The following is a 20,174-nucleotide window of genomic DNA, read 5'->3' on the forward strand; positions in this document are numbered from 1 at the left end:
CCGGTTCGCTCCCGGTCGTTCTCGGCCGTCTGTATATTTCCCACCGGAAGTATACACAAAGAAATCCGATAGCTTCTTGTTAATTCAGCGGGGACGAATGGCTAACATGGGAGCAGCGCTCCGGCAGCGAGAGGGGGAAAGTGAGCGACCCACGTCGCTCGCGGAGACGGAGATATACGACGTGCTCAAAAACGAGCGCAGACAGCACGTCGTCGAGCAACTCTCCGAGCGGCCGGAGACGCAGTCGGTCCGAGAGCTTTCAGAACACATCGCCGCCGCCGAGACGGACAGCGACACGCCCCCACGCAAAGCCCGCCACAGCGTCTACGTCTCGCTCTGCCAAACGCACCTGCCGAAACTGAACGATCTCGACATCGTCGACTACGACGCCGAAACCAAGGAGGTCACTCCCGGACACCACGCCGAGACGGTCGCCGCCTACCGCCTGGACACGCCGAACGTCGAGAGCCGACGCGACGCGTACTATCTCGGTCTCGGCGCCGTCGGAACAGCAGTCGTCTCCGCCGGAGTTCTCGGAGCGCCCGTACTCTCCGTCGCGCCCGCGGTGGTCGGACTGGCTTTTCTCGCGCTGACGACGCTCGTTGCGGGTTTTTTCGTCGTTCGTCGTCGAAACCCCTCGCTCCGGCGGTGAGTTCGGGCGGTTCGGGACTTCGATCCCAACGTCCGACGGACCGAGAGCATAGCTTCATCAGCCTCGACACCCGACAGACGAAGAAGGACCAGACGATTCGAAACACCTCGAACAGCATGAACACCTCTCGATGACGCGAACGGAAACTCAGGGGCCGTCAGTCGACGGACTCACCGAAGCCGACGTTCACGACATACTTCGAAACGACCGGCGACGCTTGACGCTCGAACACCTCGCCGAGACGAACAGCGAGACGGTTCGAGCGCTCTCGGAGCATATCGGCGCTATCGAGTCCGGCGAGGACCCTCCGCCGCGAAAGGTCAGACAGAGCGTCTACATCTCCTTACACCAGACGCACCTGCCGAAACTCGACGACCTCGGCGTCGTCGACTACGACGACAACTCGAAGAACGTTTCGCTCGAGGGGAACGCCGACCGGGTGCTCGCCTACATGCGCTTCTCGGGCACCGACGAACCGGAGAAGCCGCCGTACGCGCTGGGTATCGGCATTCTCGGCCTGCTTTTGATAGCGCTCTGGGTGAGTCTCCCCGCCATCTCCGACACGTTCGCCGCTGCGGGCTGTGCGCTACTTTTCGCCGGTTTGACGCTCTACGAGACGTACGTGCGCGTCTCTCGGGAGTGACGACGGCGTCGACTCTCGCCGTATCACCTGCGTCCGTCACCAGATGCCCGTTCGTCACCGGATGCCTGGAACGCGTAGGAGCAGACGTTCGTTTTCACCGGCGTCCGATCGCTATCCGCAGGAGTCACCGCTCCGCGGGAGCGAGTGCGCCGAACGTGACACGCGTGGACCCCTGCTAAAACCAACAGGGCGACGGCGATGAGCGTCGCGTACGCGAGGGCGGGGACGAGCGTGAACGGCGGAAGACCGAGACCCAGCGCTGCGAGCGCGGCGAGCGAGACGCTCGCCAGTCCGAGGTAGAACTGACTCCACGGCACATCGTTTGCCGCGCCGTCTCGCGGGGCGTCGTCTCTCGGTGCGACATCGAGATAGGCGTCGAGCGCGGCCGCTCGGTCGGTGAGCACGGCGACGCCCCGCTCCTGTTCGTACTCCACGACGCCGTAGCTGTCGAGTTTCGGCAGGTGCGTCTGGTGCAACGACGCGTACACTCGCTTTCGCTGTTTGTACGTTAGCTCCTCGACGTCGCAGCCGTCCTCCCACGCGGCGAGTCGCTCGGCGAGCGTTCGGACGGTAACCGGCTCGTCCGCCCGTTCGAGGTGGTGCACCACGTACCGGCGGCGGTGGTTCGCGAGTATCGAGAACGAGGCATCTCTCGACAGACTCCCGTCGGACGTCTGCTCGGCCGGGTGACCCGCTCGTACGTCCGTCTTCGCCATCGTACTCCCCCTAGCGAACGCTGTATTCGAGGTCGGACTCTTATCTGTTTGGGTTACTGTCTAGAATATTGAACTATACTGCGGCGAACCGGTTCGGAGGTCGATGCGAGGCTCCGCACGTGGCGCAGGAAACGCTCGGGGACACGAGCCGCGGTCGAAGCGGACTGTTTCCCGATTCACCACCGTACAACAGGCGCTCCTCTTCGTCGTAACCGCCACAGAGAAGTGCTCGGTAGGGGAGTTGAACCAAAACCAGACGTGCTCGCTCACTTCGTTCGCTGTGCACGATTGGTAGGCTTCGACTTCTTACGCTCCGCTTATCACTCACTCCGTTCGTGAAAATGCTCGGTAGGGGATTTGAACCCCTGTCCTCGGCTCGAAAGGCCAAGATGATTGGCCGGACTACACCAACCGAGCGACGTTCTCAACTGTCCCCCAGAGAAATTTAAAGATTCCGTTACGCCGTCGGTGTGCGTGTTACTTCCCCTCGAACTCCGGCTCTCGGTCGCTGGAGAAGGCCATGACGCCCTCCATCAGGTCGTCGGTAGTGAACAGGATGCCGAACGCCTGCGCTTCGACCTCTAAACCGGCCTCGGTGTCCTCCCAGCCGCGATGCATCGCGCGCTTCGTGTAGCGCTGGGCGATCGGCGGCCCGCCCGCAAGCGACTGCGCGAGTTCCATCGCCTCGGCTTCGAGTTCGCCGTTGTCGACGACTCGGTTGACGAAGCCGTAGTCGGCCATCGTCTCGGCGTCGTACCGCTCGGCGGTGAAGATTATCTCCTTGGCGCGGCCCGTGCCGACGATGCGCTGGAGGCGGACGGTGCCGCCCCACCCTGGGATGAGGCCGAGGTTGTGCTCGGGTTGGCCGAGTTCGGAGCGCTCGGTGGCGACGCGGAGGTCCGCGCACGCGGCGAGTTCCATCCCGCCGCCGAGACAGAAGCCGTCGATGCCGACGACGACGGGTTTGTCGCAGTCTTCGAGTTTGCCGAACGTCTGTTGGCCTTTCCGAGAGAGTTCGACGGCCGGAACCGGGTCCGCGCCGCCGCCGGCAATGCTCGTCACGTCCGCACCGGCGGAGAACGCCCGGTCGCCGGCGCCGGTGAGCAGGATAGCGCGAACCTCGTCGTCCTCGCTCAGCGCGTCGATGGCGTCGGAGAGGTCGTCCATCAGGTCGGTGCTGATGGTGTTGAGGCGGTGCGGCCGGTCGAGGACCACGTGGGCGACGGCGCCCTCCATCTCGACGCGGACGTTGTCGAACTCCAGCGTGGCCGACTCCTCCCCGTCGCCGCCGTGGAATCCTTCCTCGGCGTCTGCGAGTTCGCGGAGGGAGTCGACGACTTCGTAGCGTTCCGCGCCGGTCGACTCGCGCAGTTCGTCGAGCGTCTCGACGAGCGTCGAGAGGCTCGCGTCGTCGGCCATCTTCGCGGGACCGTCGGGGAAGCCGCCGCCGAGCATCACCGCGCGGTCGATGGCGTCGGCGTCGGCGACATCGTTCTCGACGAGCGCGGCAACTTCGTTGGCCATCACGGCGAGCAGACGGCGCTTCACGTCCTCGCGCGAGGCGTCGGTCGGGATATCGACGCCGCCGTTCTCGTAGTCGTAGAAGCCCTTCCCGGTCTTCTTGCCGAGGTTCTCGCTTTCGACCTTCTCGGCCAGAAGCGGACACGGTTCGTAGGCGTCGCCGAGCACCTCGTGCATGTATTCGAGGACGTGGTAGCCCACGTCGATTCCGACCTGGTCTGCGAGTTCGAAGCTCCCCATCGGCAGGCCGATGTCGAACTTGGTCGTGCTGTCGACCTCCTCGACGGTGGCGACCTCGTCGTGGACGATCCACGCCGCCTCGTTCATCAGCGGGACGAGGATGCGGTTGACGATGAACCCTGGGCTGTCCTTGCGGACGCGGACAGGCGTCTTGCCCATCGACTCGGCGAGTCCCTCGACGAGGTCCATCGTCTCGTCGGCAGTGTGCGCCCCGGAGATGACCTCGACCAGCGGCATCCGAACGGGTGGGTTGAAGAAGTGCATCCCGCAGAACCGCTCGGGTCGCTCGGTGACCTCCGAGAGTTCCGTGATAGAGAGACTCGACGTGTTCGTCGCGAAGACCGTGCGGTCGGGGGCGCTCGCCTCCAGTTCCTCGTACACGTCCTTCTTTATCTCCATCTTCTCGGGGACGGCTTCGACGACCACGTCGGCGTCGGCGACGGCTTCGCCGAGGTCGACCACTGGCGTGACGCGGTCGAGCGCCGCGTCGGCTTCCTCTTCGGTCATCTGGTCCTTCTCGGCCAACTTACCGAGACTCCACTCGATCTGGTCGTAGCCGTTCTGGACGAACTCCTCTTTGATGTCGCGCAGCACCACGTCGTAGCCGGCGAGCGCCGCGACTTCCGCGATGCCGTGGCCCATGTTTCCCGCGCCGAGAACCGTGATACTGTTGACGTCATCCAGCTCCATGGCTGAATCCTCGGCTGCCGTCAGTTTCAACGTTTCCCTCGCGGGGTCGAACAACTCGAATTTAGTTTATTCAAATGGTTCGTGATGGACCCGAGCCCGGCGCTCGAACCCCGTTCCGGTGGAGCGAGCGACGTCAGTTCGCTCAGGAATCGGACTCGTACTCGGCCCAGATGTACTTGGTCGCGACCGACCGGAACGGACGCCACTGTTCCGCGATGGCGCGCATCTCGGCGCGGGTCAGCTCCTCGCCGTTCCCGTACAGCAGTTCGATGCCCCGCCGGACCGCGAGGTCGCCGAGTGGCAACACGTCGTCGCGTTCGAGGACGAACAGGAGGTACATCTGCGCGGTCCACTCACCGATACCCTTGATTTCGGTGAGTTTGTCCACAACTTGCGCGTCGGTGTGCTCGGCCAGCCCCCGCTTCGTGAAGTCGTTCTTCCGGAAGGCGCGAGCGGCGTTTCGGAGGTACTCGGTCTTCATCCGGGAGAGACCGGCGTCGCGGAGCGACTGCTCGTCGGCGTCCAGCACCGCCTCCGGCGTGACCTCGTCGTCCAGCAGGTCGAACACGCGCGCCCTGACGGCGGCCGCGCTCGCCGTCGAGAGCTGCTGGTTGATGATGGAGATACAGAGTCGCTCGTACTCTGTCCAGTTCGGTTCGGAGTACGGGTCGTGTTTGTCGATGAGTTCCGCCATCACTGGGTCCCGACGGAGGACGGACTCGGCCTCGTCTATCATGCGCTGAATAGTGGTATTCACGAAACGCGGAGGGAAATGCGTCTCGGTTACGCGGGAATCCGCCGGCACGGATGCTGTCGGTACTGACCGCTGCCGCCGACGCTGAGCGCCCTCACTGTCGACGCCGGATACCGGTTAGTAGGAGAGTGATGGAGAGAGAAATGTAGAGAAAGGCAGAACGAGCCGACGCATAGCGACCGGGATGCGGAGCGACCCGAACGCAGGGGACCGAAACGCGAGACGAACGACGACCGGATCAGTTACTCCAGATACTCCTCCTCGCGTTCGAGGTCGTCCGGGCTGTCGACGTCGGCGCGGCGACGGACGTCGACGCGGTAGTGTTCGAGGATGTCGCGGCCCAGAAGTAGCGGGTAGTCCATGTGACTGCGGTCTTCGACGCTCGCGGTGACGGTGTGCTGGTTGCCGCCGATACCGATGACGAGGTCGACGACCGGGCGGGCTTTTCCGTGCTTCATGCTGCCGGATTTGACGCGCGTCATGCTCTTGATGGGGCCTGCGCCGATTTCGGCGGCCAGCGAGGTGTCGATACTCGTCCGCGTCGCACCGGTGTCGGATTTGGCGAGCGTCTGGTTCGACCCGCTGGTGCCGCTGACGACCACCTCTTCGATGTAGCCGATCATCGGCACCTCCTCGTTCTCCGGCGGTTCGACGCGCGGCATCACCGACGGCCGCGAGTCGTCGAGCGTCGCCGACAGTTCGGTGACGCGGTCGTCGTCGACCTCGCCGCCCACGCGCTCGATAGCCAGTTTCGCGATGTACGGCGCGGGACTCTTGCCGGACGCTTTATAGAGCCCTTTGAATCCGGCCGTCGGGTTCACTTCGAGCACGTACCAGCCGTCGTTACCTTCGACGAGGTCGACGCCCGCGTAGTCGAGACCGATGACTTCTGCCGCATAGAGCGCGGTTTCCGCGGCCTCGTCGGGCATCGTCTCGGTCGCGTTCTGCACGTCGCCGCCGAGGGCGACGTTCGTCCGCCAGTCACCCTCCGGTGCGTAGCGGTGCATCGCGCCGATTATCTTCTCGCCGACGACGTAGACGCGAAGGTCGCGGTGTCGGTCGCTGTCGCGCTCGATGAGTTCCTGCAGGAACGCCTGTCGGTTCCCGACTTTCGGGTTGACCGGCTCGGTGAGGTCGACCTTCCACGTACCGCCGCCGTGGGTGCCGATCGCGGTCTTGTAGACGCCCACGTCGCCGAACTTCTGCCGGTCCTGGTTCAGTCGGTCGTTCGAGAGCGCGAGCAGCGCGTCCGGCACTCGGATGTTCCAGTCGGCCAGCGTCGCCGCCGTCGCGAACTTGTGGATGGCCGTCAGCACCGCGCTGGGTTCGTTGAGCATCGGGCGAACGCGGTTAAACGTCGTCGCCAGGCCGAGACCCTCGGCGGGTTCCTCGGTGTTCGACAGCAGCAGTCGGTTCGCGATGACGTCGACGTTCGGTTCGATGAACACTTCGCTGTCCTCGATGCTCATCGCGGTGTTCTCGCGGCGGAGCCACACGGGCTGGTGACCGAGATCCTCGACGGCGTTCAGAATCGCTTTCGTCTCCTTACTGTTGTGAAGCGAGAGAACTCCGACGCGTACCGTCTCGTCGTCTGAAAGAGCCATGTGGGCAGACGTACCAGATGCAGTTTCAAAGATATGCCGGTCCGAACACCCTCGGAAGCATCCAGCGGCGGGGTAACGTCGGTCTCGGCCCCGACGGCGACGCAGCGAATTATTCCGAACCGCCGGCGTTTTGTATGCGGCTCCGTCGATGGAGTTTATATACGGCCCCGTCCGAGGGACGCCCATGAGCGACGACTCGGCCTTCACCTACAACGGGGGGAGGGTCGACCCGGGCGAGACGCAGAACCTCCGGTACAGCGTGAGCGAGACGTATCTCGGCGACCCGGTTCGGATTCCGGTCACTATAATCAACGGCGAGCGCGACGGCCCGACGATGTTTCTCTCTGCGGCGGCGCACGGCGACGAACTGAACGGCATCGAAGTCGTCCGGACCGTCGCCCACGGATGGGACCACACGGAGCTCCGCGGGACACTCGTCTGCATGCCCGTTCTGAACGTGCCGGGCTTTCTCGCCCAGCAGCGATATCTCCCGATCATCGACCGCGACCTGAATCGCTCGTTTCCGGGGTCGGAGACGTCCACGAGCGCCAAGCGGATGGCGCACCAGATCTTCCACAACTTCATCGAACCGTGCGACCTCGGTCTCGACTTCCACACCTCGACGCGCGGTCGGACGAACATGCTCCACGTCCGCGGCGACCTCGACGACGAGGGGGTCAACCGCCTCGCCCGCGCGTTCGGCTCGAACGTTATCCTCGACGGCGAGGGACCGGACGGGTCGCTCCGCGGCGAGGCGACGCGGGCGGGTGTGCCGACGATCACCCTGGAGATGGGCGAGGCCCACCGGTTCCAGCGCGGCCTCATCGACGAGGCGCTCGCGGGCGTCGAGAGCGTCTTCGCCGAGTACGACCTCAGCGAGACCGCGAACGTCCGCTGGCCGGGGTGGCGGACGGTCATCACGGGCGACCGCGAGAAGACGTGGATTCGCGCCGACGCCGGCGGCATCGTCGATATGCACTACTCCCGCGGCGCGCTGGTTCACGAGGGAGACCGCATCTGCACCATCACGAACCCGTTTCTCGACGACAATATTCCCGTCGAAGCGCCGTTTACGGGCCTGCTTGTCGGTATCTTGGAGAACCCGGTCGTCTATCCGGGCAACCCCATCTGCCACCTCGTCGAACTGAGCACGTCGACGCGGCGGGTGCTCGAACGCGAGCAGTCGCCCGCGGCGGAAGCCGAAACGTAGCGCGTCCGCCGCACTCCCGTCAACGCGAGATACATTCTTCAGTTCGGGAGGGAAAGCGGCAAAACAGGACGACCGCCCCGTTTCCGTGCGCGGATACACGTAACTTCTATAGCACCCCGGTTCCGAGACTCACGGGAGTATGAGTCAATCGTACAATCGAGGCCTCGTGGAGGACTTCGGCCGCTGGCGGGAGTTCTCGGCTGGCATGTGGGCCTGGATTTTCCACAAGTTCACCGGATGGGTGCTGGTGGGCTACCTGTTCACCCACATCGCCGTCCTCTCGACGGCGCTGACGGGTCCGGAAGCCTACACCAGTACCATCCAGGCGCTGGAGATGCAGCCTATCGTGCGCATCCTCGAGGTGGGGCTGCTCGCCGTGGCGGTGTTCCACATCCTCAACGGAATTCGGCTCCTGTTCGTGGACCTCGGCGTCGGACTGGGCGCACAGGACAAGAGTTTCTACGCGTCGCTGGTACTGACGGGCGCCATCGTCGTCGCGAGTATCCCGACGTTCGTCGCGGGGGCGTTCTGAGATGGCGGAGCGCTACTCCTCGTTCGAGCGCGGCGGCCGACGGTGGCTGTGGCAGCGCATCACGGCGGCGTTCCTCGTCGTCGTGCTCGCGTTCCACTTCTTCCTGCTTCACTTCGTCAACCACGCCGACGAGGTGACGTTCGCCATGAGCCAGGCCCGAATGGAGTCGCTGACGTACTTCTCGTTGATGATCCTGTTCCTCGTCACCGCGACGTTCCATGGCGTCAACGGCGTCTACAACGCGCTCGTCAACCAGGGACTCGAAGGCACGAAGCTGAGCGTCGTGAAGTGGACGCTCGTCGTCGCCAGCGCGGTCCTCATCGTACAGGGCGTTCGAACCGCACTCGCGTGGGCCGGAGGCGTTCCGATTTAACATGAGCACACAAGAGCAGAAACCCAAGAATCAGACGGACACCGACACCGAATCGGCCGACGAGGATATCATCGCGGGAAGTTCGCCGCAGCAGCGTCGACTCCGCGAGAAGCGTGGCAAGGAGATTCCCACACCGGAGGAGAAAGCCCAGTCCGAGGACTCGATTCACCTCAAGGTGTTCCGCTACGATCCCGAAGTCGAGGGGAAACAGGAACCTCGCTTCGACGACTTCCACGTCCCTTACTACAAGGGGATGACGGTGCTTGACGCGCTCATCCACGCACGCGACCACTTCGACTCCTCACTAACGTTCCGGCACTCGTGTCGCCAGGCGATCTGCGGCTCCGACGCGATGTTCGTCAACGGCCGTCAGCGACTCTGCTGTAAGACGCAGCTATCGGACCTCGAAGAGCCGGTTCGCGTCGAACCCCTGCCGCATCAGGAGGTCATCAAAGACCTGGTCGTCGACATGGAACACTTCTACGACCAGATGGAGGCGGTCGAACCGTACTTCCAGACGAACGACCTGCCCGACGGGGAGCTCGACGAGCAGCGCCAGTCGCGCGAGAACCGCGAGAAAGTGAAGATGTCGACGCGGTGCATCTGGTGCGGCGCCTGCATGTCCTCGTGTAACATCGCGGCGGGCGACAACGAGTACCTCGGCCCGGCAGCCATCAACAAGGCGTACCGCTTCGCGATGGACGAGCGTGAGGGCACGGACATGAAGGAGCACCGCATGCGCATCCTCGAGCAGGAACACGGCGTCTGGCGCTGTCAGACGCAGTTCTCCTGCACCGAGGTCTGCCCGAAAGACATCCCGCTGACGGCACACATCCAGGAACTCAAGCGAGAGGCCGTCAAGAACAACCTGAAGTTCTGGTAGTGACGCTCAAGCTCACCCAGTCCTAACAACGATCAAAAATCAGATATGTACGAACACGACGTAATCGTAGTCGGCGCGGGCGGCGCCGGTTTGCGCGCCGCGATAGCGGCGCAGGAAGAGGGGGCGGACGTGGCTATCGTCTCGAAACTCCACCCCGTACGCAGTCACACGGGCGCGGCGGAAGGCGGCATCAACGCCGCGCTCCGCGACGGCGACTCGTGGGAGGACCACGCGTACGACACGATGAAGGGGTCGGACTACCTCGGCGACGCCCCGGCCATCGAAACGCTCTGTCAGGACAGTCCGAAGGAGACCATCCAACTCGAACACTGGGGGATGGCGTTCTCCCGCGACGACGACGGCCGCGTCAGTCAGCGGCCGTTCGGCGGCCTCTCGTTCCCGCGAACGACGTACGCGGGCGCGGAGACGGGCCACCAGTTGCTCCACACGATGTACGAGCAGCTCGTCAAGCGCGGCATCAAGGTGTACGACGAGTGGTACGTGCTCAATCTCGCGGTCTCCGACGAGGAGGTCCCCGAGGACCGGAGCTGCCACGGCATCGTCGCCTACGACATCCAGTCAGGCGAGGTGTCGGGCTTCCGCGCCCGCAACGGCGTCATCCTCGCGACGGGCGGCCCCGGCCAGGTGTACGACCACACGACCAACGCCGTCGCCAACACCGGCGACGGGGTGGCGATGGCCTACCGCGCGGGCGTCCCGATGGAGGACATGGAGTTCATCCAGTTCCACCCGACGACGCTTCCGTCGACGGGCGTCCTCATCACCGAGGGGGTCCGCGGCGAGGGTGGCATCCTCTACAACAAAAACGGCGAACGGCTGATGTTCGAGTACGGCTACGCGAACAACGCCGGCGAACTCGCATCCCGCGACGTGGTGTCGCGCGCCGAACTCACCGAGATAAACGCGGGGCGCGGCATCGACGACGAGTACGTCCACCTCGACATGCGTCACCTCGGCCAAGAGCGCATCATCGACCGCCTTGAGAACATCGTCCACCTCTCGGAGGACTTCGAGGGCGTCGACCCGCTCGAAGAGCCGATGCCGGTAAAGCCCGGCCAGCACTACGCGATGGGAGGCGTCGAAACCGACGAGAACGGTGAGACCTGCATCTCCGGACTGTACGCCGCCGGCGAGTGCGCCTGCGCCTCCGTCCACGGGTCGAACCGTCTCGGCGGCAACGCGCTGCCGGAACTCATCGTCTTCGGTCGTCGCGCCGGCGCGCACGCCGCCGGCAAGGACCTCGGGACGGCGAAGATTACGACCGGCAAGCGTGGCGAGTGGGAGGCCGGCGAGGTCGATACTCCCGTTGCGCCCGGTGCAGTTGGTGGAGCGGACGAGGACGCCGTCGCCGACGGGGGGAAAGCGCCCGACAGCGGTGAGCCGAGCGACGCGAGGCGAGCCTCGTCACGGGCGGAGCGAAGTGACGGCGGGGCGGTAGCGACCACTGGCGACGAGATCGTCGACCGCGCCGTCGACGCCGAGCACCGCCGCATCGACCGCCTGATGAACAAGGACGACGGCGTCCAGCACGCCGAAATCCGCTCTGCGGTGCAGAAGTCGATGACCCGGCACGTCAACGTCTTCCGCGAGAAGGAGGGGCTGAAGCAGGCGCTCCGGGACCTCCGCGAGGCACGCGAGCGCTACACGGACGTCTACGTCGACGACCCGTCGCGGACGTACAACACGGATCTCATCCAGACCATCGAGACGCGCAACATCCTCGACCTGGCGGAGGCCATCACGCTCGGCGCGCTCGCACGCGACGAGTTCCGCGGCGCGCACTGGCGCAAGGAGCACCAGGAACGCGACGACGAGAACTGGCTGAAACACACGATGCTGTCGTGGAACGACGGATCGCCGGAACTCTGGTACAAACCTGTCATCCTCGAAGGCGAGGAAAAGACGTACGAGCCGAAGATTCGCAGCTACTGAACCCGGTCTCTTCGTTTTCGACGCCCCGACGACCAACGACTATTAGTTTTCGCCGGTAGTAGTTTCGTCCGGAAGGGTGGCTCAGTGGTAGAGCAACCGCCGTTCGGGTGCGTACGCATCCACGGTGGATTACTTAGGCTTCGCGTGGTTCGACTCCCGCCCCTTCCGTCAGACGCCTGCAGCTTCCGTCCGACTCCCGGCAGTTCGCCCACGAACGATCGTTCGGAATCCGGCAAATCACGACGACAGTCGAAAACGTACCGCCCGAAACGTCGGCCTCCCCGGCGACGGACGAGTTACTCGAATCCGTAGAAATCCTTCAAAGGGAGCCAAAACCTCCGATTTCGACGATTCGATGAGTTTTCGACGAATGTCGTAGAGGAGTTTTATTATTGTCGAAGGCGTTGTCGGGAGCAAGATGATGTCGCAACCGAGTCAGCGGGTAACCGTCCCCGACACGCTCTGCTCCCCCCGTGCAAAACTCGTGTATCTGTACCTGTCGACGCACGGCGACGCCACCGTCGCGGAACTTCAGGAGAGTCTCGCCATGACGAAACTGACCCTCTACAGCATCCTTCGAACGCTACAAGGGGAGGGACTCGTCGGACGCGACGCCGACTCCGAGCGCTACTCGCTCGTCTGATTCAGTCATCGATTTCTCGGTGCGCGCGCTTTCCTGACGGTCGCGCCGTCTCTCACCATGTCGTCGCAGCGCGGGCAGACTCGCGGGTTCTCCACCCCTTCGGGTGTAAAGACGCGGGCGTACGCGCGGGTGACGAACGCGCCGCAGTTTTCACATTCAGGCATACCGATACGTTTCGGGGGTACCTGTATATAAAATTTCTTGGACTCAGAGCAGTGTCAGCAGTACTCCGAGCAGAATGAGCACGAACAGCAACGAAACGACGCCGACGAAAAACCGGTCTGCTGCATCCATCGTGTCAAGAGTGTACACCGGTTCGACATAAGCGTTCGCCAGTTTTCGCCGTCGTCACAGCTCTCTCTCGAATCCGCGGACCGTCGCTTCGACGGAGAGCGTGGCCGCCAGAATCAGCAGACAGATACCGAAGACGAGCGCGAGAACCGAGACCTCCACCACATTGACACCGAGACCCGCCTGCGCGAACGGGTTGTCGCCGCCGGCGGCGACATAACCCTCCACGGTCTTGACGCCGCCGAATCCGAGTAGGACGAACACCTGCGTCATCGCCGTCGCGAATCCGCCGGTGACGAACCCGAGAAGCGAGCAGACCGCTTCGGCGTTGAGCAACTCGCGGGCCTGCGTCTCGTTCATCGATCGACCGAGCCGAAGTCGCCGGATGCCGACCACGGCGTGGCCGACACCGGTCAGCGAGAGGAGGGCGACGGCAACTAACCCGACGAACGCGACCTTCGGCGCGGAAAACGCGACGCCGCCGGCGAAGTACGACTCTCGAACCGCCGAGGGCAACGCCGCGAGCGTCGGATACAGCGCCGCCAGCGAGAGGAGGAGATAGCTCTCCCACGTGAGCTTTCGCGCGATCGACTGCTGAAAGAGGGTGTGTCGCTCCGCTTGCAGTCGCTCGTAGGCGGACTCGCCCAAGAGCGCGTCGGCAATCGGATCTTCGACAGCCACGCTGGAGGCTCCTTGCTCCCAGTATTTGTAATTGGCGGCAAACGGTCGTTTGGCGTGAACGTCAGTCGACGTCCCAGCAACTCCGCGCGTCGGCGAGAGAGCGAAAGACGGTGCAACTCGTCGACTCGCCACCTCGACGACGTGCGTCGTGCGCACGTCTGACACAACTATTTAACGCTCCCGAATAGGTATCAACGTGCAGTAAACTCTTGCACAACGAACTACTGCACACATCGTCGCGCCGCGGAAGCGCCGCGACATCCTGACACACCTTCTCGACGCCGTCGCCGACGCGGAGCCAGCGCTGGGCAGTCGAACGAAGCTGACTACTCGGGTGTGCGACGGAACAGGCGCAGCGTGTCGTTTTTGAGCCGCTCGGACGCCGTTTCGGTGAACCCCCGCGTCGAGAAGACTCGCCCCCAGTGTCGATAGTACAGCGGGAACTCGTCGTTGACGTAGTTCACCTCGGGCTGGTCAGGATACGCACATGGGTCGAACTCCTCGGGGGTCTCGGACTCACCGACCGTCTCGTCACCGTCGTGGGCTTTCCCCTCTATCTCGACGGTGACGAGGCGCTCGCTCGTGACGCGCGCGAGTTCGTCGAACACCCACCCGTTCTCCGGATGGATGTGCTGGAGCGTCTCCATCGAGTAGACGACGTCGAACGCGTCGTCGTCGAACTCAGTGACAACGTTCTCGATGGCGTCGATGTAGAACGTTCCGGCCGCCGCGAGCTCGGGGTACACCTGCCGCATCACCGTCATCGCCTCCTCGTTGACGTCGATACCGTGGAGGTTCCGGTAGCCGTGATCATAGAGGTGCGCGAGATGTCGACCCGAACTACAGCCGAGTTCCAGAATCGAGACGTTCGACCCGGGTTCGGCGTCGATACACCGACGAATCGCCTCGCTGGACTCGTTCGGACCGTAGTAGGCGTAGTAGTCCGGGGAGAACTCACCGGAGCGTTCGGCCCACCGCTGACGGATCTCGTCGGGGTTCATATGCGAAGGTGACCGCCCGCGCGGTTAAGTACCCGGTTCCGTCCGGTTCGGTTCCGCCGGCGCTCGAAGCGCGAAGCGACCCGCTCGCGGAGTTGGCGCTAAAAATGGGTGGTTCAGTGAAGAATCGATGCCGAGCGACGTTCGGTTATTACAGTCGGGTGACGTTCGTCGCGCGCGGGCCTTTGGGGGCCTGCTCGATGTCGAACTCCACTTCCTGTCCCTCTTCGAGGTCCGGGCCGCCGACGTCTTCCATGTGGAAGAACACGTCGTCGTCCGCATCTTCTGTCTCGATGAATCCGTAGCCGCCTGTGTCGTTGAAAAAGTCAACCGTACCTTTCGCCATTGCATATACACTGAGTCGCTACCTACTGATAACCCTTTTGAGGGAGTGGAGAATGCGATTCACCGATTTAGACGCTTTTATGGCCCTTCTAACCTCCGTTAAATCGGTGAGGGGGGGACTATCCGTCTGTGGGTCGACCGATTCGTTACGGTTGGCTCGACCGAACGGAAGTCGCTTCGCTACTCTCGCCGTTTCCGAGACCGGTTCGCATCGAACGCGACACCGAAGACCACTCCGAGAGCGACGCCGATAGCCAACTGGTCCAGCGCGACGCCGATGGCGACACCGAGTAGTAGTCCGAGCGCCATCGCCGCACCGTTGTTCCGCTGTGGACTGTCCTCTTCGCTCGTCGGGGTCATTACTCGTCGGTTTTTCGGATTTCGAGATAACAGTAGCGGTCAACGCGGTCTCACGTCCGTTCGGGCACAGAACGAGTCGGAAGCGGGATTCGAACCACGGTCGTTCCGCTCGCGGTGCTCGCTTCGCTCCCTGATTCGAATCTCACCGTCTCACTCACACGTCCTCGCTGCGCTCGGGTGAGAAGAGCCAGGAGTGGGAATCAATCCCCAGGTTAGAATCCCGGAGGCACATTTTTATAAAGACATTGTGAGTCTCTGACTGATGGACCACGGGAAGCGCGTAGACCGGTTGCGCGAGCGTATCGAGACGAGCGACGACATCTCTGAGGCCGACAGGGACGTCCTGTTCGGCTTCAGCGACGAGATGTTCCTCCTGAAGACCAAGTACACCGACGCACGCCACGACAAGCTCCTGCGCCACTGTGTGCGAATGGCCGAGGAGGTCGGCGGACTCGCGGCCGCCCTCGAGGAGCGCGAAGCCGCCGAGGACATTCTCCGCTGGATTAACCGGACCTACGACAACGAGGAGACCAACCGCGACTACCGTGTCGCATTCCGCGTCTTCGGACGGCGTGTTACTGACGAGAACGGTGAGGAACCGCCCGAGAGCATCGACTGGGTTCCCAGTGGGACGTCCAAGAGCTACGACCCGAAGCCCAACCCCCGGAACATGCTCCACTGGGAGGAACACATCCTGCCGATGATCGACGCGACGTACAACGCTCGCGACGCTGCGATGATCGCCGTCGCTTGGGACGCCGGCGCGCGAAGCGGAGAGTTCCGAGACCTCCGCGTTGGTGACATCACCGACCACAAGCACGGCCTCCGTATCACCGTCGACGGCAAGACCGGCCAGCGGACAATCACACTCATCCCGAGCGTTCCCTACCTCCAGCGCTGGCTCTCCGACCATCCCGGGCGTGACGATCCCGACGCCCCGCTGTGGTCGAAGTTGCACTCGGTCGACGACCTCTCGTGGAACATGTTCAAGAAGGCGTTCGAGTCGGCTGCGGAGCGCGCTGAGGTCACGCGTCCGGTCACCCTCACGAACTTCCGCAAGTCGAGCGCGTCGTACCTCGCCTCGAAGGGCATGGCGCAGGCACACCTCGAAGAGCATCACGGCTGGGTTCGAGGGAGTAATGTTGCCTCCCGATACGTCGCCGTCTTCGGCGACGCAGCTGTTAACGAACTCGCGAAGATCCACGGCCTCGACGTCTCCGAAGAGGAGCCTGAGCCGATCGGCCCGGTCACGTGCCCGCGGTGCGACAAACAGACGCCTCGCGACAAGGAGTTCTGTGTCTGGTGCGAGCAAGCGCTTGACCCCCATGCCGTCGAGACACTCAAAACGGACGAGCGGAAGGTCCAGCGCGCGATCATCGGACTCGCGCAGCGTAACCCCTCGCTGCTCGAAGACGTCGAGCAGCGTGAGCAGGTCATGTCCGTAATCGAGGACAATCCCGAACTGCAGACGCAGATTCGACGACTCCTCGACGACCGCTGAGTCTACGGTCATGCCGTGGCCCTCCGTTCGCTCTTGAGCTTGTCCAGCTCTCGTTCGAGGTCTTCGATCTCTGGGTCCTCACATGCCCGGTCGATAATCGCCCAGGCGCACGCCCGAGCGTGTGGACTACTACTGTGCCGAAGGACTCGCTCCAGCGAATCTCGGTTTTCTCTGTAGTATTCTTGTATCTCGTCAGTCGCGCGGCGCATCTACGCCACCTCCTCGTCGATGGCGACGGTGAGACGCTCCTCGACCCAGTCAGCGTCTTCGTTCCTAACCCGGACGCCAAGCTCGGTCGCCGTGTAGAGGTTCGTCCGCTTGTCGAGTTCGGTCTTCTCGACGAGACCCATCGCGACGAGGTCGTTGAGGTTGGGGTAGAGGCGACCGTGGTTGACATCCTCGCTGTAGTAGTCCTCAAGCTCGCGCTTGATGCCCAGCCCGTAACGCGCCTCGTCGATGATGATTTCGAGACAGCGGTCCTGGAACTTCGTGAGGTCCGACCCGGAGACGTCGCGACCCCCGTCGGTGACGAGGCCGTCACCACGATCGACACCGCGGACGTCGTCGAGGTCGATTTCGTGGCGGCCGATGTACCGGTAAATCGTCGCTTCGGTGCAGTCCCACTCTTCGGCGAGCGAGGCGACATGACCGTCGTTGCGTTCGAGTCCCTCGCGCAGGAGTTTCTCGGAGTGCCACGGCCAACCGTAGATGTTTGGCCGGAGTTGTCCTTTTGCGCGCGGAACGTCGGGGGATTGAATATCTCGGGATTCTAAGCTCGTGATGTGCCCTCAGGGCGATTTAGCCTCCTTCGGAGAGGGCACGCCGTCCCGGTGATGATGACACCGGGACACTTTGCGGTGTATCAACCGGCGCGACCCTATTGCATTCCTTACTTGGCAGAGCGTAAATACGCCCGCCAAGCTAGCTGAAACTGAAAGTGGTACGCTAATAGGTCCGAGGGTGTTGTTTCCGTTAGTTCCGTTTCCGGCGTCTGACGTTGCTTTCGCCGCCGACGTGACGGTGTCAATAACTGGTTTCTGCGCCGTAGGATGTGCGTTACTTTGGTTGCTGACTGCGTTGGTTTGCATGCGATTTGGGGTTTTGCGATTGCCGGTCCGCTGCAACGGACCGGCGCGATTAGTTGGCGAGCGATGCGTCTCGTGGAATTCAGGCGTCGGCTTCGTTCCTCGCGGTATTTGCCCTGTAAGCGGGCCACTGTCTCTGCGCGCGCTGTAGCGTGTCTTCCCACACGTCCTCGTCTTCGAGGAGATAGCGCACGAGCAGTGCTTCTCTGAAATGCTGGCTCCGGGACACACTGGCGTGCCGCCGGTCTTCAGCGAATTTGAGGAACTCATCGCCCATGCTGATTGTCGGCGTCGCCATTCACTACCAGCTTGGTAAGTTACCAGCATAAATGTTTGGTAGCTTGGTATGCTGGTCTTGGGGTAATGTTTTAGACTACCAATTTACCAAGTATGGGTATGGCTAATACCGGGATTACGGTACCAGACGAACTTCTCGAAGATTTTGACGACATCATATTTGCTAAGAAGGCGGCAGGAGAGCTTCCTCGGGACGCGTCTCGGAGCCACGTCATTCGCGGACTCATGGAGGAGTATGTAGAGGGAAACGGGAGTATCTCGGAGACCTCGACGATAGCGACGGCTGACTAAGGTCGCGGTCTCTCAAAAACGGCTCTGTTGAAAACCTTCCGTCGCTGACAGATGGTGCGTACTGAATAGAGAGGCTGAATCCATCATGGAGACTCGATTGTTTCGTATTCTCTACGCTGAATCAACCATGAAGTAGAACGTTCTTACTGCCCGAAATCCGTGCTCTCTGGCTAGGAGTGATTCAACTAACTCGTCCTCTCGGACGTTAACGAAATCAATCTCCAGTCGTGGTTGTCGCTACGTCATGAATGGAGCGATCGACGCGATATGCTGGGCCACCGTAGCTACCCGGAGGATAAACGCTATCAGGAGCGCAAGAGGGATGAGGCCAACCACAACCGTCAGAAGAGTGAAGACGACTACCACTGGCATAGGGGCAGCCGCTGTGGGATAGGAAGCAATCTGGATGAGTAACGCGACTGGGAGAGGAACAGCCAGTATACCGACATACAAGAGGGATCGAGAGAGCTTCGCGAGTTCTTCCTTCATGAATATAGTTGTAAAGTACTGTCGAGCAATATCGAGATTCTTCAAATCCGCGCTCAAAGCATCGAGTGTGGAAAGCAGCTGTTCATGATCACCTCCCCCGTAAGCCGACTCGAGCTGATGACAGTCCTGAATGTAGGTCGCGTATTCGATACCGAGGAGGGGAACGATCACCGAAGAGAGCTTATCCGATGCTGTCTTGAGTTGCTCGCTCACCTTGGCACATTCCTCAGGTAGTTCATCGATAAGGTGGGTACTAGGTTCGGTGGTGGAGTCAGAGAGGAGTTCCGCGAGCGAACCGGCACGTTCTTGGGTCTGCTGAAGGAGCTGTTGCAGGAAGTCGCCTGGATCGGTCGGGGGTGCTGGCTGGGCGAGGGCTGCCTGCCGGTAGTCGGCTGTTCGGCCAACCTCGTCTCGGAGCGACCCCGGTGACTCCAGTTCTTGGGAGAGAATCACTTGACTGATCGCGACCACAAGGGTGATGAGCGTAATATTTCCCCCGACCAATGCGCTCGCAATATACAACAGCGGCGTGAGACTGCGGATGGCGAACCGTGAGAAGAGAGGGATAAGCACCACCACAGCCATGGCGAAGAGTATGCCAGTGGCGACGCTGAATCGATGTCCGGAGAGGAGCAGCCATCGGCTGAATCGGTCGTCCATTCGTTGATTGGTTCTTCGTGGGTCAGCCGGAAAAGGTAGGGTGCCTCTCCCACCTTCTCTCTGCATTAGGATTTGATTCTCCAATTACGAACGATCTTTGTCTTCCCCCTACTAGCGACTCGATTGGCTCATATCGAGTGCCGACCCGGTGACCGATACGCGCCCTCTATTCAGCAGCATCTCTGTGAACTACCAAGGATGTGTTAGAAACACCGTGCAAGATACAGAGAATAAGTTCAGCAATCCTCGATCATTTGTTCCAATCAATTTGTGCTAAATCAGCCGTATTGTACGAATATGTATTGTCCGCCGTCTTCATTCCCACATCGAAACGATCGGATGAACGAGGATTGAGAGCGGTTGATCGACACTACAGTTTCATCGGCGCTTCGAGCGAGGAATCGGCATCAAGGATAGTAGACAGGGTCGGCTGCACCTGATTTAATTTCTCGGTCGGTTCCACGAGCTCTTTCTCAGGATCATAGTTGATGAGTCCTTCCGAGGCCAACTTCGGGAGGTGGACATGATATAACGAGAGGCGAATCTCTGTTAGTACATCCCCAGACGCCTCTGTAATTGGCATATGATGATTGTACTTGAGGATGATCTTCGTAAGGTCGTTGAGCGTTAATGACCGCTGTTCTTCTGCGAGCGTCCCAAGTACGATCCGACGGTGCTGGTTTTGACAGAGGTCGAGTACCGAGTCGAAGGCGATAGAATCCTCACTCATTATACTACTGCAGACGACGGACGACAATCACA

General features: G+C 62.0%; 23 protein-coding genes and 2 tRNA genes. 11 read left to right on the plus strand and 14 right to left on the minus strand.

The features are described 5' to 3' along the window. Nucleotides 1–106: 106 nt before the first annotated feature. Nucleotides 107–652, plus strand: coding sequence for a DUF7344 domain-containing protein (locus LAQ58_RS03775; RefSeq protein WP_224449291.1), 546 nt, complete (start codon nt 107–109; stop codon nt 650–652). A gap of 130 nt (nt 653–782) precedes the next feature. Then, nucleotides 783–1,295, plus strand: coding sequence for a DUF7344 domain-containing protein (locus LAQ58_RS03780; protein WP_224449292.1), 513 nt, complete (start codon nt 783–785; stop codon nt 1,293–1,295). A gap of 23 nt (nt 1,296–1,318) precedes the next feature. Here LAQ58_RS03780 and LAQ58_RS03785 read toward each other — a convergent pair whose 3' ends face one another. The 5 genes from LAQ58_RS03785 to LAQ58_RS03805 form a co-directional block, all read right to left on the minus strand. Further along, complete coding sequence (locus tag LAQ58_RS03785) at nt 1,319–2,011, minus strand: DUF7344 domain-containing protein (protein ID WP_224449293.1); 693 nt, start codon at nt 2,009–2,011, stop codon at nt 1,319–1,321. A 342-nt stretch (nt 2,012–2,353) separates the two neighbouring features. Beyond that, nucleotides 2,354–2,428: transfer RNA gene (locus tag LAQ58_RS03790), tRNA-Glu, on the minus strand. Between the two features lie 60 nt (nt 2,429–2,488). After that, entirely contained in the window at nt 2,489–4,462 is a 1,974-nt protein-coding gene (locus LAQ58_RS03795) for a 3-hydroxyacyl-CoA dehydrogenase/enoyl-CoA hydratase family protein (protein WP_224449294.1), read from the minus strand. Nucleotides 4,463–4,604: 142 nt separating this feature from the next. Then, nucleotides 4,605–5,198, minus strand: coding sequence for a DNA-3-methyladenine glycosylase family protein (locus LAQ58_RS03800; protein WP_224449295.1), 594 nt, complete (start codon nt 5,196–5,198; stop codon nt 4,605–4,607). A gap of 260 nt (nt 5,199–5,458) precedes the next feature. Further along, a complete protein-coding gene (locus tag LAQ58_RS03805) occupies nt 5,459–6,820 on the minus strand; it encodes a putative ATP-dependent zinc protease (protein ID WP_224449296.1) in 1,362 nt (453 codons plus the stop codon). A 184-nt stretch (nt 6,821–7,004) separates the two neighbouring features. Here LAQ58_RS03805 and LAQ58_RS03810 point away from each other — a divergent pair, with 184 nt between their 5' ends. From LAQ58_RS03810 to LAQ58_RS03840, 7 genes are all read left to right on the plus strand, one after another. Then, the gene (locus LAQ58_RS03810; protein ID WP_224449297.1) at nt 7,005–8,030 is read left to right on the plus strand and encodes a succinylglutamate desuccinylase/aspartoacylase family protein; all 1,026 of its coding nucleotides are present in this window, start codon (nt 7,005–7,007) and stop codon (nt 8,028–8,030) included. A 139-nt stretch (nt 8,031–8,169) separates the two neighbouring features. Continuing rightward, complete coding sequence (sdhC, locus tag LAQ58_RS03815; RefSeq protein WP_224449298.1) at nt 8,170–8,562, plus strand: succinate dehydrogenase, cytochrome b556 subunit; 393 nt, start codon at nt 8,170–8,172, stop codon at nt 8,560–8,562. Between the two features lies 1 nt (nt 8,563). Continuing rightward, nucleotides 8,564–8,935: a succinate dehydrogenase hydrophobic membrane anchor subunit gene (locus LAQ58_RS03820; protein ID WP_224449299.1), complete on the plus strand. Its 372-nt coding sequence runs from the start codon at nt 8,564–8,566 to the stop codon at nt 8,933–8,935. A 1-nt stretch (nt 8,936) separates the two neighbouring features. After that, nucleotides 8,937–9,818, plus strand: a complete 882-nt coding sequence (locus LAQ58_RS03825; protein ID WP_224449300.1) for a succinate dehydrogenase/fumarate reductase iron-sulfur subunit — start codon at nt 8,937–8,939, stop codon at nt 9,816–9,818. A gap of 45 nt (nt 9,819–9,863) precedes the next feature. After that, nucleotides 9,864–11,771, plus strand: coding sequence for an FAD-binding protein (locus LAQ58_RS03830; protein ID WP_224449301.1), 1,908 nt, complete (start codon nt 9,864–9,866; stop codon nt 11,769–11,771). Nucleotides 11,772–11,841: 70 nt separating this feature from the next. After that, nucleotides 11,842–11,939: transfer RNA gene (locus tag LAQ58_RS03835), tRNA-Pro, on the plus strand. A 253-nt stretch (nt 11,940–12,192) separates the two neighbouring features. Continuing rightward, on the plus strand, nt 12,193–12,414 hold the full coding sequence (locus LAQ58_RS03840; RefSeq protein WP_425490726.1) for a helix-turn-helix domain-containing protein: 222 nt from the start codon (nt 12,193–12,195) through the stop codon (nt 12,412–12,414). A gap of 5 nt (nt 12,415–12,419) precedes the next feature. Here the strand turns inward: LAQ58_RS03840 and LAQ58_RS03845 are convergent, their stop codons facing one another. From LAQ58_RS03845 to LAQ58_RS03865, 5 genes are all read right to left on the minus strand, one after another. Beyond that, nucleotides 12,420–12,578: a DUF7563 family protein gene (locus LAQ58_RS03845; protein WP_224449303.1), complete on the minus strand. Its 159-nt coding sequence runs from the start codon at nt 12,576–12,578 to the stop codon at nt 12,420–12,422. 184 nt (nt 12,579–12,762) lie between these two features. Then, a complete protein-coding gene (locus LAQ58_RS03850) occupies nt 12,763–13,386 on the minus strand; it encodes a hypothetical protein (protein WP_224449304.1) in 624 nt (207 codons plus the stop codon). A 326-nt stretch (nt 13,387–13,712) separates the two neighbouring features. Further along, the gene (locus tag LAQ58_RS03855) at nt 13,713–14,387 is read right to left on the minus strand and encodes a class I SAM-dependent methyltransferase (RefSeq protein WP_224449305.1); all 675 of its coding nucleotides are present in this window, start codon (nt 14,385–14,387) and stop codon (nt 13,713–13,715) included. Nucleotides 14,388–14,535: 148 nt separating this feature from the next. Next, nucleotides 14,536–14,730, minus strand: a complete 195-nt coding sequence (locus tag LAQ58_RS03860) for a cold-shock protein (protein ID WP_117592850.1) — start codon at nt 14,728–14,730, stop codon at nt 14,536–14,538. Between the two features lie 179 nt (nt 14,731–14,909). After that, nucleotides 14,910–15,089 (minus strand): glycine zipper domain-containing protein, encoded by a 180-nt coding sequence (locus LAQ58_RS03865; protein ID WP_224449306.1) that lies wholly within the window; start codon nt 15,087–15,089, stop codon nt 14,910–14,912. A 262-nt stretch (nt 15,090–15,351) separates the two neighbouring features. Between LAQ58_RS03865 and LAQ58_RS03870 the strand changes: the two genes are divergently transcribed. Next, a complete protein-coding gene (locus tag LAQ58_RS03870; protein ID WP_224449307.1) occupies nt 15,352–16,590 on the plus strand; it encodes a site-specific integrase in 1,239 nt (412 codons plus the stop codon). Between the two features lie 209 nt (nt 16,591–16,799). Here the strand turns inward: LAQ58_RS03870 and LAQ58_RS03875 are convergent, their stop codons facing one another. Together LAQ58_RS03875 and LAQ58_RS03880 are read right to left on the minus strand one after the other, a co-directional pair. Beyond that, nucleotides 16,800–17,165, minus strand: a complete 366-nt coding sequence (locus tag LAQ58_RS03875; protein WP_484494510.1) for a PadR family transcriptional regulator — start codon at nt 17,163–17,165, stop codon at nt 16,800–16,802. 592 nt (nt 17,166–17,757) lie between these two features. Beyond that, on the minus strand, nt 17,758–17,973 hold the full coding sequence (locus LAQ58_RS03880; RefSeq protein ID WP_224449308.1) for a hypothetical protein: 216 nt from the start codon (nt 17,971–17,973) through the stop codon (nt 17,758–17,760). Nucleotides 17,974–18,071: 98 nt separating this feature from the next. Here LAQ58_RS03880 and LAQ58_RS03885 point away from each other — a divergent pair, with 98 nt between their 5' ends. Then, nucleotides 18,072–18,263, plus strand: a complete 192-nt coding sequence (locus LAQ58_RS03885; protein ID WP_224449309.1) for a CopG family ribbon-helix-helix protein — start codon at nt 18,072–18,074, stop codon at nt 18,261–18,263. Nucleotides 18,264–18,500: 237 nt separating this feature from the next. On the opposite strand, the gene LAQ58_RS03890 is transcribed toward LAQ58_RS03885, so the two are convergent. Then, nucleotides 18,501–19,412, minus strand: a complete 912-nt coding sequence (locus LAQ58_RS03890) for a DUF7972 family membrane protein (protein ID WP_224449310.1) — start codon at nt 19,410–19,412, stop codon at nt 18,501–18,503. Between the two features lie 370 nt (nt 19,413–19,782). Continuing rightward, entirely contained in the window at nt 19,783–20,142 is a 360-nt protein-coding gene (locus tag LAQ58_RS03895; RefSeq protein ID WP_224449311.1) for a DUF7344 domain-containing protein, read from the minus strand. Nucleotides 20,143–20,174: the final 32 nt, after the last annotated feature.

Origin of the sequence: Haloprofundus salilacus, from assembly GCF_020150815.1 — an archaeon.
Lineage (GTDB): Archaea > Halobacteriota > Halobacteria > Halobacteriales > Haloferacaceae > Haloprofundus > Haloprofundus salilacus.

What these genes read in the sequence shown, in the direction of transcription:
- LAQ58_RS03885 (WP_224449309.1), top strand. Translation starts at nt 18,072, where the DNA reads ATGGCTAATACCGGGATTACGGTACCAGACGAACTTCTCGAAGATTTT.
- LAQ58_RS03800 (WP_224449295.1), bottom strand. Translation starts at nt 5,198, where the DNA reads ATGATAGACGAGGCCGAGTCCGTCCTCCGTCGGGACCCAGTGATGGCG.
- LAQ58_RS03840 (WP_425490726.1), top strand. Translation starts at nt 12,193, where the DNA reads ATGTCGCAACCGAGTCAGCGGGTAACCGTCCCCGACACGCTCTGCTCC.
- LAQ58_RS03780 (WP_224449292.1), top strand. Translation starts at nt 783, where the DNA reads ATGACGCGAACGGAAACTCAGGGGCCGTCAGTCGACGGACTCACCGAA.
- LAQ58_RS03830 (WP_224449301.1), top strand. Translation starts at nt 9,864, where the DNA reads ATGTACGAACACGACGTAATCGTAGTCGGCGCGGGCGGCGCCGGTTTG.
- LAQ58_RS03890 (WP_224449310.1), bottom strand. Translation starts at nt 19,412, where the DNA reads ATGGACGACCGATTCAGCCGATGGCTGCTCCTCTCCGGACATCGATTC.
- LAQ58_RS03895 (WP_224449311.1), bottom strand. Translation starts at nt 20,142, where the DNA reads ATGAGTGAGGATTCTATCGCCTTCGACTCGGTACTCGACCTCTGTCAA.
- LAQ58_RS03805 (WP_224449296.1), bottom strand. Translation starts at nt 6,820, where the DNA reads ATGGCTCTTTCAGACGACGAGACGGTACGCGTCGGAGTTCTCTCGCTT.
- LAQ58_RS03865 (WP_224449306.1), bottom strand. Translation starts at nt 15,089, where the DNA reads ATGACCCCGACGAGCGAAGAGGACAGTCCACAGCGGAACAACGGTGCG.
- LAQ58_RS03820 (WP_224449299.1), top strand. Translation starts at nt 8,564, where the DNA reads ATGGCGGAGCGCTACTCCTCGTTCGAGCGCGGCGGCCGACGGTGGCTG.
- LAQ58_RS03855 (WP_224449305.1), bottom strand. Translation starts at nt 14,387, where the DNA reads ATGAACCCCGACGAGATCCGTCAGCGGTGGGCCGAACGCTCCGGTGAG.
- LAQ58_RS03880 (WP_224449308.1), bottom strand. Translation starts at nt 17,973, where the DNA reads ATGGCGACGCCGACAATCAGCATGGGCGATGAGTTCCTCAAATTCGCT.
- LAQ58_RS03860 (WP_117592850.1), bottom strand. Translation starts at nt 14,730, where the DNA reads ATGGCGAAAGGTACGGTTGACTTTTTCAACGACACAGGCGGCTACGGA.
- LAQ58_RS03810 (WP_224449297.1), top strand. Translation starts at nt 7,005, where the DNA reads ATGAGCGACGACTCGGCCTTCACCTACAACGGGGGGAGGGTCGACCCG.
- LAQ58_RS03870 (WP_224449307.1), top strand. Translation starts at nt 15,352, where the DNA reads ATGGACCACGGGAAGCGCGTAGACCGGTTGCGCGAGCGTATCGAGACG.
- LAQ58_RS03795 (WP_224449294.1), bottom strand. Translation starts at nt 4,462, where the DNA reads ATGGAGCTGGATGACGTCAACAGTATCACGGTTCTCGGCGCGGGAAAC.
- LAQ58_RS03785 (WP_224449293.1), bottom strand. Translation starts at nt 2,011, where the DNA reads ATGGCGAAGACGGACGTACGAGCGGGTCACCCGGCCGAGCAGACGTCC.
- sdhC (WP_224449298.1), top strand. Translation starts at nt 8,170, where the DNA reads ATGAGTCAATCGTACAATCGAGGCCTCGTGGAGGACTTCGGCCGCTGG.
- LAQ58_RS03845 (WP_224449303.1), bottom strand. Translation starts at nt 12,578, where the DNA reads ATGCCTGAATGTGAAAACTGCGGCGCGTTCGTCACCCGCGCGTACGCC.
- LAQ58_RS03825 (WP_224449300.1), top strand. Translation starts at nt 8,937, where the DNA reads ATGAGCACACAAGAGCAGAAACCCAAGAATCAGACGGACACCGACACC.
- LAQ58_RS03775 (WP_224449291.1), top strand. Translation starts at nt 107, where the DNA reads ATGGGAGCAGCGCTCCGGCAGCGAGAGGGGGAAAGTGAGCGACCCACG.